The 11,567-nt window shown below is 68.7% G+C and carries 9 protein-coding genes; 5 read left to right on the top strand and 4 right to left on the bottom strand.

Annotated features, from left to right (window positions below; translation table 11 throughout):
* Positions 1-765, top strand: a complete 765-nt coding sequence (locus AC1MGR_RS09080; protein ID WP_480234373.1) for a spermidine synthase — start codon at positions 1-3, stop codon at positions 763-765.
* A gap of 29 nt (positions 766-794) precedes the next feature.
* Here the strand turns inward: AC1MGR_RS09080 and AC1MGR_RS09075 are convergent, their stop codons facing one another.
* The gene (locus tag AC1MGR_RS09075) at positions 795-1,082 is read right to left on the bottom strand and encodes a hypothetical protein (RefSeq protein ID WP_480234372.1); all 288 of its coding nucleotides are present in this window, start codon (positions 1,080-1,082) and stop codon (positions 795-797) included.
* Between the two features lie 259 nt (positions 1,083-1,341).
* On the opposite strand from AC1MGR_RS09075, the gene AC1MGR_RS09070 reads away from it, so the two are divergent.
* The gene (locus tag AC1MGR_RS09070; RefSeq protein ID WP_480234371.1) at positions 1,342-2,433 is read left to right on the top strand and encodes an acid shock protein; all 1,092 of its coding nucleotides are present in this window, start codon (positions 1,342-1,344) and stop codon (positions 2,431-2,433) included.
* A 12-nt stretch (positions 2,434-2,445) separates the two neighbouring features.
* Here AC1MGR_RS09070 and AC1MGR_RS09065 read toward each other — a convergent pair whose 3' ends face one another.
* Both AC1MGR_RS09065 and AC1MGR_RS09060 read right to left on the bottom strand, forming a co-directional pair.
* Positions 2,446-3,276, bottom strand: coding sequence for an oxidoreductase (locus AC1MGR_RS09065; protein WP_480234370.1), 831 nt, complete (start codon positions 3,274-3,276; stop codon positions 2,446-2,448).
* Between the two features lie 166 nt (positions 3,277-3,442).
* The gene (locus AC1MGR_RS09060; RefSeq protein WP_480234369.1) at positions 3,443-6,457 is read right to left on the bottom strand and encodes an FAD-binding and (Fe-S)-binding domain-containing protein; all 3,015 of its coding nucleotides are present in this window, start codon (positions 6,455-6,457) and stop codon (positions 3,443-3,445) included.
* Between the two features lie 131 nt (positions 6,458-6,588).
* On the opposite strand from AC1MGR_RS09060, the gene AC1MGR_RS09055 reads away from it, so the two are divergent.
* Positions 6,589-7,635 carry a threonine aldolase family protein gene (locus tag AC1MGR_RS09055; RefSeq protein ID WP_108036595.1) on the top strand — a complete coding sequence of 349 codons (1,047 nt, stop codon included), beginning with the start codon at positions 6,589-6,591 and terminating at the stop codon, positions 7,633-7,635.
* A 52-nt stretch (positions 7,636-7,687) separates the two neighbouring features.
* Here AC1MGR_RS09055 and AC1MGR_RS09050 read toward each other — a convergent pair whose 3' ends face one another.
* Positions 7,688-8,413, bottom strand: a complete 726-nt coding sequence (locus AC1MGR_RS09050) for a GntR family transcriptional regulator (RefSeq protein WP_480234752.1) — start codon at positions 8,411-8,413, stop codon at positions 7,688-7,690.
* A gap of 259 nt (positions 8,414-8,672) precedes the next feature.
* On the opposite strand from AC1MGR_RS09050, the gene AC1MGR_RS09045 reads away from it, so the two are divergent.
* Complete coding sequence (locus AC1MGR_RS09045) at positions 8,673-9,848, top strand: pyridoxal-phosphate-dependent aminotransferase family protein (RefSeq protein ID WP_480234368.1); 1,176 nt, start codon at positions 8,673-8,675, stop codon at positions 9,846-9,848.
* A gap of 343 nt (positions 9,849-10,191) precedes the next feature.
* Positions 10,192-11,514, top strand: a complete 1,323-nt coding sequence (locus AC1MGR_RS09040) for an MFS transporter (protein WP_480234367.1) — start codon at positions 10,192-10,194, stop codon at positions 11,512-11,514.
* Positions 11,515-11,567: the final 53 nt, after the last annotated feature.

Raw genomic sequence — 11,567 nt, 5'->3', positions numbered from 1 at the left:
ATGGCAGCCGCGACCGAACCCTGTCGCGGAGGGAGTCCAGCCTCGATGTCCTCACCTTCCTGGGTCCTGTGCGACACCAGCGTCATTCCCGGAAGCTCCGCTTCGCTGAATCTGCTGCGGCAGGGAGATGCCTACTCGATCCAGGTCGGGACAGCGGAGCTCATGACGAACCTCGATCGTGGCTCGGAGAAGGCCCTCGCCACCATCACCTGTGAACGCCTCGCGGGTCGCGCAGCGCCGCGTATCCTGATCGGCGGATTGGGCATGGGCTTCACCCTGCGCGCTGCCCTTGGCGCCCTCGGACCGGATGCGAAGGTCGTTGTCGCCGAACTGATCCCAGCCGTAGTGACCTGGGCTCGTGGTCCCCTCGCCCATCTCTTCGGTGACAGTCTCGACGATCCACGGGTGGAGATCGTCGAGGCGGACGTGAATCGCCTGATCCAATCGGGACCCGAGCGCTTCGATGCGATCCTGCTGGATGTCGACAACGGCCCGTCCGGGATGACCCGACGGGAGAACGACCGACTTTACGATGCCTGGGGTTTGCGGCGGGCCCATTACGCCCTGCGAAGCGGCGGAATCCTCGCAGTCTGGTCGGGCAAGCCCGACCGACGCTTCAAGGCCCGCCTGCGCGTGCATGGCTTTGTCGTCGACGAATACCGCATCCACGCCAATGGCGGGGCGGACGGGCCACAACATGTTCTCTGGATGGCGACGCGCCCCGCCGCTCCGCTACGGTTCGCGTCGCTCGGGAGCAGGACCTGAGTTCGCTGGTCTCAGGTCCGGGGCCGGTTTCAGTAGCTGTAATTGCGGCGCGCCGGTCCCTGGTACTGCCCGTAACCCGCACCGCGGGGCTCCACGCGCGAACCGTAGTCGATCTCGCGCTGCCGCTTCGCCTGACGGTTCGCCAGGTAGCGCCCGCCGAGGCAGCCCGCGACCGCTCCGACGACCCCGCGCTCGGCGAGGTAGTGTCCAGCGATTCCGCCGATGATCGCGCCCTTGATGCAGCCCTTGGCCTCGGCCGCTCCGACGCTTCCGAAGGTGAGGAGGGCGAGGGCCGACGCTGTCGCAATGATCCGCATGTTCAATCTCCCGGCTGATGCGTCAGAGAAACCGCCCCACACCGCGGCCGTTCCGACCGGGAGAGACGGATCCGGAAATTTCCGATGCAATCCGTTCAGGTCCTCCCTCGTTCAGGAATCTGTGCTCTTAATCCATCGGCAGCGTCATTTTCTCGATCTGTGTCTCATCGGCAGCAGGCAGGATCAGCGTAGCCGTGTCTAAGCTGATGAAGTGGGTCCACCAGTCATCCGGTCGGGGGCCGAAGCAGGATTTCGCCTGATGACTGTCGGTTGCGTGCGTCCGATCATGTCCATCCTCGGTATGGTCGTGGCGCTGTCGTCGATAGCTCTGGGCGCCACTGAGAAGGCCCCCCCCGAAACCGCAAATTCATCGGTTAAGGCAGGGACGGACCGTAAGTCCGGCCCTGCCCGAAAGGATACCGCGCTAGAGAAGGGCCAAGCGAAGCGGGCCGATTCGAAGGCGGAGAAGCAGAAGCAGAACGACAAACACACACAAGGCGACCAGGGCGCCGGTAGCGGCGGCAAGTCCCAGGATGTCGACACCGAGCATCTCTTCGGCTTCACCGAAGGCTCCGATGCGGGTGAGAAGGGGGAGCAGGAGGTCGTCGTCGATACGATTACCCGCCTGGGCAAGCGGCTATCCGGCCCCCGTGGGGGCCACTACCGGGTCCTCGACACGAAGCTTGGGTATCAGTTCGATCCGATCGACCGCCTAAGTATCGAACTCGGCGCGTTCGGCACATTCCATCAGGTGCGCAACATCCTCGATCTCGACGACAAGTCCTACGGGACGTTCGACGGGGTTTCCATCGAGGTAAAGTACCAGTTCCTGAAGGGCGACAAGGATCAGCCGCTCGGGCTTGCTCTCGAACTTCGGCCGCGCTTCGCCCGCGTCCTGCCCATCGAGGGAAACGGTGCCGACATTTTCGACATGGAGACCGTGCTCCAGCTCGATCTCCAGCTGGTGCCGGACAAGCTCTGGTACGGCAGCAACATCAGCTTCGAGCCCGCGGCCGGTCGCCAGCGCGGACCCGACGCCGCGGGCTACCGTTCATCGACATTTCTCTGGTCGAACGCCCTAATTGCCCGCGTCGGCGAGAGCACCTATCTCGGGCCGGAGCTCCGCTACCTGCGGGGCTACAACGGCACGTTTCTCAATGACTTGGAGAGCGAAGCCCTGTCTGTCGGCCCCGCCCTGCATCACCGCTTCACCGAGAAGATCTGGCTCACGGTGGCGTATGCAGGGCAGGTCTGGGGCCGCGATGCCGACCCGACCCTGGCCGGTCGCGCGCTGGGCCTGAACCAGTTCGAGCGGCACAACGTCCGGGTCAAGTTCGGCATGGAGTTCTGAGCGCCCGCTGCCTCAGTTCGGCAGGTGCATCTGCTTGCGGAGGCTCTTGTCGAAGAGCTGGGCGGGCGCGAAGCGCCGGAGCAGACTGATCTGGCGTGCGACCTTGCCGGCTGTGTAGCGGCGCTGCGGTACGGATGCCTCGGCCGCGGTAAGCACGGTATCGGCCACGATCTCCGGAGCATCGGCGATGGCCATGGCTTCACGCATCGACTGCTCGGCAGTGGCCCGGGCCTCGGCGTACAGGTCGAGCTGAGCGTCAGCTACCAGCAGGTTCTGGTCGAAGGCGGTGCGGGTATAAGCGGGCTCGACCAGGACGACGCGGATACCCTGGCTGCGGATTTCGTGGTCGAGGGATTCCGAATAGCCTTCCACCGCATGTTTACTGGCGGCGTAGAGCGCCATGTAGGGCGCCGGAATCAGGCCGAGCACGGAGCTGATGTTGATGATGCGCCCGCTCTTCTGTGCGCGCATCGTCGGGAGCACGGCGCGGATCGCCCGGATCACGCCGAACAGGTTCACGTCGAACAGGTCCTGGGCCTGGGAAATGGACGATTCCTCGGCACCACCGCTGATGCCGAAGCCGGCATTGTTGACGAGGAGGTCGATCCGGCCGGTCTCGTCGAGCACCGTCTTCACCATGGCGGTGACCGATGCCTCGTCGGTGATGTCGCAGGTCAGGAGGGTGCCGGCATCGCCCAGGACGGTGCTGCTGCGGCGGCTCGTCCCGAACACGCGATAGCCGGCCTTGTGCAGGGCCCGCACGCTGGCGAGGCCGATGCCGGAGGAAGCTCCGGTCACAATGGCAGTCTTTCGAATGACTTGGCTGCGATTCACTTGGCTCATGACGCTCTCCCAGCGGGTCCGATCCGCCGGCCCCTCTCCTTTTTAAATGACGTACATAATTTAAAAGGGCAAGGCGATGCGCGTGTCGTGGCACACGCGCATCGTTCGGCTCACCTCCGCAGGACACGTTTTGCGTTTCGAAACGCGGACGAAGAACGTGTCGAGGTCACAGGGGTAGGAAGGGTTTTCCGTTGCGCAACGCGACCGAGGGTCGTGTCGAGGTCGCGAGGGCGTCGTCGAGCACGCGTGCCACGTGACGCGCGGTCAGGCCGAGGCCGTCGTGAATCTGATGGCGGCAGCTGGTGCCGTCGGCGACCACGAGATCGTCGGGACCGGCTTGGCGCAGGGCCGGGAACAGCGACAGCTCGGCCATGGCCAGGGACACGTCGATGGTGTCGGCGCCGTAGCCGAAGGCACCGGCCATTCCGCAGCAGCTCGACTCGATCGGGCGGACGTCGAGGCCGGGCACCGAACGCAGGACGGTCTCCACCGCGCCCATGGCCGCGAAGGCCTTCTGGTGGCAATGGCCGTGGAGATGGGCGACCCGGCCGCCCTGGTCGGCGAGCGGCAGGTCGATCCGACCGGCCTTGAGGTCGGCGGCCAGCAATTCCTCGAACAGGAAGCTCGCGCGCCCGAGCTTGGCCGCCTCGGGTCCCGGGAGGAGCGAGGCGAACTCGTCCCGGAAGGTCAGGAGGCAGGACGGCTCGAGGCCGACCACCCGGGCGCCGGCGCGGATGAAGGGCAGCAGCGCGGTCAGCGTCCGCCGGGCCTCGGCCCGGGCCCGGTCGGTCTGGCCGGAGGCGAGGTAGGTCCGGCCGCAGCAGAGCGGGCGGCGGCCGCGATGGGGGAAGACCCGGTGCAGGCGGTATCCGGCGGCGACCAGCACCCGCTCGGCCGCCTCCAGGTTCTCGCGCTCGAAGGCCCGGTTGAAGGTGTCGCCGAACAGGACGACATCGCGAAAATCGCCGGACACGTCGGCCGGATGGGCGGGTTCCCCGGATTCGCGCCAGGGCCGGCGCCATTGCGGCAGGGTCCGGCGGGCCGAGAGGCCGACCAGGCGCTCGGACAGCCGGGCCAGGGCCGGCAGGCGGTCCCGCAGGTTCAGGAGCGGCGCCAGGCGCGCCGCCGTGCCGGCATAGAGCGGGAGCGCCGCCACCAGCCGCTCCTTCAGGGGCAGGCCGTGCCGGGCGTGGTAGTGGTGCAGGAACTCGATCTTCATCTTGGCCATGTCGACGCCGGTGGGGCATTCGCGCCGGCAGGCCTTGCAGGAGACGCAGAGATCCAGTGTCCGCTTCATCTCGGGGCTGGTGAAGGCGTCCGCGCCGAGCTGCCCCGAGATCGCCAGCCGCAGGGAATTGGCCCGGCCCCGGGTGAGGTGCTGCTCCTCCTTGGTGACGCGGTAGGAGGGGCACATGGCGCCGCCGGCGAGCTTCCGGCAGGTGCCGTTGCTGTTGCACATCTCGACGGCCGGGCCGAACCCGCCCCAGTCCGACCAGTCGAGGGCCGTGGCGCCGGGCTGCGTCACCGCATAGCCCGGCTGGAAGCGCATCAGGGCGCGGTCGTCCATCCGCAGGGGACGGACGATCTTGCCGGGGTTCAGGCGGTTGTCCGGGTCGAAGCCGTCCTTCACCGTCTCGAAGGCGCGGGTGAGCCGGGCCCCGAACATCGGCTCGATGTATTCGGACCGGGAGATGCCGTCGCCGTGCTCGCCCGAATAGGAGCCCTTGAAGCGGCGCACGGCGGCGCTGGCCTCCTCGGCGATGGCCCGCATCTTGGCGACGTCGCCGCCCTGCTTCATGTCGAGGATCGGGCGCACGTGCAGGCAGCCCACCGAGGCGTGGGCGTACCAGGTGCCCCGGGTACCGTGTCGGGTGAAGACCTCGGTGACGGTGTCGGTGTAGTCGGCCAGGTGCTCCAGGGGCACCGCGCAATCCTCGATGAAGGAGACCGGCTTGGCATCGCCCTTCATCGACATCATGATGTTGAGGCAGGCCTCGCGCACCTCCCAGACCGATTTCTGCCGGACGGGCTCCGGCACCTCCACCACGGCGTTCCGGAAGCCGTGGTCGCTCATGCAGGCGTCGAGGCGCCGGAGGTCGGCCAGCAGCGCGTCGCGGTCGTCACCGGCGAATTCCACCAGCAGCAGGCAGTTCGGCGTGCCGCGGGTGATGTCGGCCAGGGTGGTGCGGAACAGCGGGATGTCGGCCCCGAGGACCAGGACGTTGTTGTCGACGAGCTCCACCGCCACCGGGTCGAGGTCGACCAGCGCCTTCGTGGTCTCCATGGCGGAGCGGAAGGACGGGAAGTGGCAGACGCCCATGACCCGGTGGGTCGGCAGCCGGGACAGCTTCAGGGTGACGGCGGTGGTGGCCGCCAGGGTGCCCTCGGAGCCGACGAGGAGGTGGGCGAGGTTCGGCCGCGCCTCGATCAGGGCGTCGAGGTTGTAGCCGCCGACCCGGCGCTGAACCTGCGGGTAGCGCGCCAGGATCTCGTCGCGCTCCGCCTCGGCGAGCGCCCGCATCGCGGCGGCGAGGTGCTCGGCCCGGTCCGGACCGGTGACGCCGCTGCCGCCGTTGCCGGTCAGCCCGAAGCCGAAGGCCGTGCCGTCGGGGAACAGGGCGTCGATGGCGAGGACGTTGTCGCTCATCTTGCCGAAGCGCAGCGAGCGGGCGCCGCAGGAATTGTTGCCGGCCATGCCGCCGATGGTGCAGCGGGTGGCGGTGGAGGGCTCGACGGGGAAGAACCAGCCCTCTGCCTTCACCCGGCTGTTCAGGCGTTCCAGCACCATGCCGGGCTCGACGGTGACGGTGCCCTGCTCGGGATCGTAGGCGGTGATGCCGTTGAAGTAGCGCGAGCAATCGACCACGAGGCCGTGCCCGATCGGCTGGCCGTTCTGCGAGGTGCCGCCGCCGCGCATGATCACGGGCACGTCGTGCTCGGCCGCGATCTTCAGGGTCGCGGCGATGTCGGCGGCGGAGCGGGGCAGCACGACGCCGGCCGGCATGATCTGGTAGATCGAGGCGTCCGTGGCGTAGCGTCCCCGGGTGAAGGAATCGAAGCGGGCCTCACCCTGCAGGGCTTCGGCCAGGTGCCGGGCGAGCCCCGCATTCTGCCGCGTGGCCGCGCGGGGCGTGCGGGTCGCCGCCCGCGGCGTGGTCGATGGCTCAGCCGTGGCGGTCATGCTTCATCGTCCTCGCGTTGCGGATGGGCATCCGGACCGGAATGCCGGGTGGCGACCGCCGGATGGGGTGGCGGTCTGAGACGCCGGAGCTAAGATACCGGTGATATTTTGAATGCAAACGGGCTTGCAAGATGATCGACCTGTTCAGCGACACCCAGACGCGGCCGACCCCGGGGATGCGGGACGCCATGGCGCGGGCGGAGGTGGGCGATGAACAATCGGATTCCGACCCCACCACCCTGGCGCTCTGCGAGCGGGTGGCGGACCTGCTCGGCCAGGAGGCGGGGGTCTTCATGCCCTCCGGCACGATGTGCAACCTCGTGGCGATCCTGGTGCAGACGCGTGCAGGCGACGAGATCATCGTCGACGACCAGTCCCACATCTACAACACCGAGGCCGCCGGCTCGGCCGCCATCGGCGGGGTGTCCGTGATGGCCCTGAAGACCCCGGCGGGGGTCTATACGCCCGAGGCCTTCGCGGCGGCGATCCGCCCGCCGGCCCGCACGGCGCCGCGCTCGGCCCTGGTCTCGATCGAGCAGACCACGAGTTTCTCGGGCGGCTCGGTCTGGGCGCTTCCGGACATGCGCCGCATCCGCGACATCGCCCATGAACGGGGCCTGCGCGCGCATATCGACGGGGCCCGGCTCCTCAACGCGGTGGCCGCCACCGGCATCGCCGCGAAGGATTACGCCCAGGGCTTCGACAGCGCCTGGATCGACCTCAGCAAGGGCCTCGGCTGCCCGGTCGGCGCCGTCCTGTGCGGGACGCAGGATTTCATCACCGAGGCCTGGCGCTGGAAGTACCGCCTCGGCGGAGCCATGCGCCAGTCCGGCATCCTGGCGGCGGCCGGCCTCTACGCCCTGGATCACCATGTCGAGCAGCTCGTCCGCGACAATGCCCACGCGGCCCTGCTGCGCGACCGGATCGCGGGGGCGCCCGGCCTCGCCATCGACGCGGGCGCGGCCCAGTCCAACATCCTGTGCTTCTCGGTGGAGCCCCTCGGCGTCACGGCCGCCGCTTTCGCGCAGGCCTGCCTCGCCCAGGACATCCGGGTGCGGGCGATCGGCGCCCATCAGATCCGCGCCACGACCCACCTGGAGGTGGACGAGACGGGCATCCTCCGGGCGGCCGCGGTGATCCGCGCCGAGGCCGAGCGCCTGTCGGCGCGCGACGCCTGAGCCGCTCCGACGAAATCCGGCGACGGGACCGGCGCGAAATCCCGCGCGGCCCTCAGGCACCGGCTGCCACGGTCTCCCGCACCGCTGCGGCGCGGCGCTTGTTGCGCAGGTGACGGAACAGGATGTCGCTGAGCTCCGGCCCGGCCCGGCGCCGCAGGGCATCGAGGATTTCCTCGTGCTCGCGCATGGCCTCGCCCCAGCGGTCGCGGTCCTTGTCCAGGTTGGCGGCGTAGCGCACCCGGCGCAGGCGCCCGGCGAAATTCGCGTAGGTCGTGCGCAGGGGCTCGTTGTCGGCCGCCTCGACGATCCGGTCGTGGATCGCCTGGTTGCCGGCGAAGTAGCCGTGCAGGTCGCGGCGCAGATAGGCCGCGTACATTTCGTGGTGCAGGCGCTCGATCTCGGCGAAGCCCGCCTCGGTGATCTTCTCACAGGCGAGGCGGCCGGCCAGGGCCTCGAGTCCGCCCATGACGTCGAACAACGCCACCATCTCGTCGGGGCCGAGCTGGCGCACCCGGGCGCCGCGGTTCGGCAACAGGTCGATCAAGCCCTCCGAGGCCAGGACCTTGAGGGCTTCCCGCAGGGGGGTGCGCGAGATGCCGAAGCGTTCGCAGAGGAGGCGCTCCGGCACCCGGGCCCCGGGGGCGAGGTTGCCTTCGACGACGTAGTCGCGAAGCTGCGCCAGCAGGGCTCCGTGCAGGGAGGCGACCGTCACGCCCGTGATCCGGGGCTGGGACGCGGTCTCCGGGTCGACCGCAGAATCCGGGACGGTATCGAGCATCATCCTTCCAGAAATATCAGCCGGTCGCGCCGGGGTCGAGGGCGATCGCGCGCAAAATAATGCTTGTGTCTCGCAAAAATGAATGCAAATTTTTGGTCGACCGAACCAGATGCGGATCGTATCGACGACAATCCAGCGCTGATCGCCCTTCGACGCCGTGGCCCCTTCGACGCCGTGGCGTTGCCCCCGTCCCGCGATCGGCCTGTCCCGCGAGATGCCAGCTTCGTCTGGCGCACCTGAAACGCCTGCGAGGCCCCCGATGACGACACGGACCGGACGCCACTTCCTGCACATCCCGGGGCCGAGCCCGGTGCCCGAGCGCGTGCTGCGCGCCATGGACATGCCGGTGATCGACCACCGCGGTCCCGATTTCGCCAAGCTCGGGCGGGCGGTGCTGGAGGGGGCACAGGCCGTGTTCCGGACCCGCGCGCCGGTGATCCTCTACCCGGGCTCGGGCACCGGGGCCTGGGAGGCCGCCATCGTCAACACGCTCTCGGCCGGCGACCGGGTGCTGATGTTCGAGACCGGGCACTTCGCCACCCTGTGGCGCCAGATGGCGACCCGCTGGGGCATCGAGGTCGAGTTCGTGCCGGGCGATTGGCGCCGGGGCGTCGATCCGGCCAAGGTCGAGGCGATCCTGTCCGAGGACCGGGCGAAGTCGATCAAGGCCGTGATGGTGGTGCACAACGAGACGTCGACCGGCGTCACGAGCCGCATCGCCGAGATCCGCAAGGCCATCGACCGGGCCAACCACCCGGCCCTGTTCCTGGTCGACACCATCTCGGGCCTCGGCTCGGCCGACTATGCCCACGACGAATGGGGCGTCGACGTCTCGGTGAGCTGCTCGCAGAAGGGCCTGATGCTGCCCCCGGGCCTCGGCCTCGTCGCCCTCTCCGACAAGGCGCTCGCGGCCACCAAGACCGCGACGCTGCCGCGGTCCTACTGGGACTGGCAGGAGATGCTGAAGCCGAACGCGGCGGGCTACTTCCCCTACACGCCGGCCACCAACCTGCTCTACGGCCTGCGCGAGGCCATCGCCATTCTGATGGAGGAGGGCCTGCCCCAGGTCTTCGCCCGTCACCAGCGCCTCGCCGCCGCCACCCGCGCCGCCGTGGAGGCCTGGGGCCTGGAGGTCCTGTGCCAGGAGCCGTCCGAGTACTCGCCGGTGCTCACCGCCGTGGTGATGCCGGAGGGCCACGACGCCGACGCCCTGCGCAACCTGATCCTCGAGAAGTACGACCTGTCCCTCGGCACCGGCCTCGCCAAGGTCGCCGGCAAGGTCTTCCGCATCGGCCATCTCGGCGAGACCAACGATCTCATGCTCATGGCCGCCCTCTCCGGCGTGGAGATGGGCCTGAAGGCCGGCGGTGTCCCGCACGCACGCGGCGGCGTCCTGGCCGCCATGGACGCCCTGCGCTCCGGCCTCGACGACTAAGGGGGGCACGACGCGCCCCGCTCCGGCGTGTTGGCCTGTGTTCACACCGTGGATGCGGCCCGCGTCCCCCTCTCCCCCCTGCGGGAGAGGGTGGCCCGCGTCAGCGGGTCGGGTGAGGGGAGCGCGCCATCCGGAGAGGGCTTCTCCTCTCCCGCCTGCTCCGCAGGCACCCTCCCCCGCAGAGGGGGAGGGAATCCCCGTCCGGACATTCGACGGGGACACCTGAAACAGACGTTCGAAGAAACGAAGACTCGCAACGCCAGCCGACCCAGCATTCGCACGCCCCTTCGATAAACCCGGCACAGACCGGATGGGGTGGCGCGTTCAACCGGAGGAAACCCCGATGACGCCAGCAAGTGGACGCGTTTCCGCGTCAGGCCCTGCCAAACGACGCGTCTCCGCGTCGAACATGGTGCTGTTCCTGCTCTGCCTGATGTACTTCGTCACCTATCTCGACCGGGTGAACATCGCGACGGCGGGCGGCGAGATCATGAAGGATCTCGGCATGTCGAACACCCAGTTCGGCCTGATCCTGTCCGCCTTCGCCTATCCCTACGCCATCTTCCAGGTCATCGGCGGCTCGGTGGGCGACAAGTTCGGCGCCCGGCGCACGCTCCTGGTCTGCGGCCTGATCTGGGCCTCGGCCACGATCCTGACCGGCCTCGTCGGCGGCCTGATCAGCCTGTTCCTCGCCCGCGTGCTGCTCGGCTTCGGCGAGGGCGCGACCTTCCCCACGGCCACCCGCGCCATGCAGAACTGGACGGCGCCGGGCAAGCGCGGCTTCGCGCAGGGCATCACCCACGCCTTCGCCCGGCTCGGCAATGCGGTGGCGCCGCCCATCGTCGCCGTGCTGATCTACCATGTGGGCTGGCGCCTCGGCTTCGTCGTCCTGGGCGTCGCGAGCTTCGCCTGGGTGGTGGTCTGGTACCTGTACTTCCGCGACGACCCGAAGGACCATCCGGCCATCACGCCGGAGGAGCTCGCGGTTCTGCCCGAGCCGCGCAAGGTCGGCGCCAAGCAGAACATCCCCTGGGGCCGCCTGACGATGCGGATCCTGCCCGTCACCCTGACCTACTTCTGCTACGGCTGGACCCTGTGGCTGTTCCTCGGCTGGCTGCCGAGCTTCTTCAAGCTCAACTACGGTCTCGACCTGAAGAACTCGGCCCTGTTCGCCTCGGGCGTCTTCTTCGCCGGCGTCGTCGGCGACACGCTCGGCGGCGTGTTCAGCGACCGCATCCTGAAGAAGACCGGCAACCTCAAGCTCGCCCGCCTCAGCGTCATCGTGGTCGGCTTCCTCGGGGCGGCGGCGAGCCTGACGGGGGTATTCTTCACCAAGGACCTGACCCTAGTGGCGCTGCTCCTGAGCTCGGGCTTCTTCTTCGCCGAGCTCGTCATCGGTCCGATCTGGTCCGTGCCGATGGACATCGCGCCGACCTATTCGGGCACCGCGGCCGGCTTGATGAACACCGGGTCGGCGGTGGCGGCGATCATCTCGCCGATCGTCTTCGGCATGATCGTCGACATGACGGGGAGCTGGACGCTGCCCTTCGTCGGCTCCATCGGCCTCTGCCTCGTGGGCGCCGGCCTCGCCTTCACCATGCACCCTGAGCGCCCCTTCGTGGAGGAGCCCGCGGTGCCGCTGGGGCGGGCCGTCCCGGCGGAGTGAGACGATCCCCCTCCCCACAAGCGGGGGAGGGCCGCGCAGCGCACAACAACAGG

This window comes from Methylobacterium sp. BI1 (assembly GCF_056680125.1).
Note: the sequence above shows the minus strand (reverse complement) of the source record. Positions and strands in the feature narration are given on the sequence as shown.

What these genes read in the sequence shown, in the direction of transcription:
- AC1MGR_RS09080 (WP_480234373.1), top strand. Translation starts at nt 1, where the DNA reads ATGGCAGCCGCGACCGAACCCTGTCGCGGAGGGAGTCCAGCCTCGATG.
- AC1MGR_RS09075 (WP_480234372.1), bottom strand. Translation starts at nt 1,082, where the DNA reads ATGCGGATCATTGCGACAGCGTCGGCCCTCGCCCTCCTCACCTTCGGA.
- AC1MGR_RS09070 (WP_480234371.1), top strand. Translation starts at nt 1,342, where the DNA reads ATGACTGTCGGTTGCGTGCGTCCGATCATGTCCATCCTCGGTATGGTC.
- AC1MGR_RS09065 (WP_480234370.1), bottom strand. Translation starts at nt 3,276, where the DNA reads ATGAGCCAAGTGAATCGCAGCCAAGTCATTCGAAAGACTGCCATTGTG.
- AC1MGR_RS09060 (WP_480234369.1), bottom strand. Translation starts at nt 6,457, where the DNA reads ATGACCGCCACGGCTGAGCCATCGACCACGCCGCGGGCGGCGACCCGC.
- AC1MGR_RS09055 (WP_108036595.1), top strand. Translation starts at nt 6,589, where the DNA reads ATGATCGACCTGTTCAGCGACACCCAGACGCGGCCGACCCCGGGGATG.
- AC1MGR_RS09050 (WP_480234752.1), bottom strand. Translation starts at nt 8,413, where the DNA reads ATGCTCGATACCGTCCCGGATTCTGCGGTCGACCCGGAGACCGCGTCC.
- AC1MGR_RS09045 (WP_480234368.1), top strand. Translation starts at nt 8,673, where the DNA reads ATGACGACACGGACCGGACGCCACTTCCTGCACATCCCGGGGCCGAGC.
- AC1MGR_RS09040 (WP_480234367.1), top strand. Translation starts at nt 10,192, where the DNA reads ATGACGCCAGCAAGTGGACGCGTTTCCGCGTCAGGCCCTGCCAAACGA.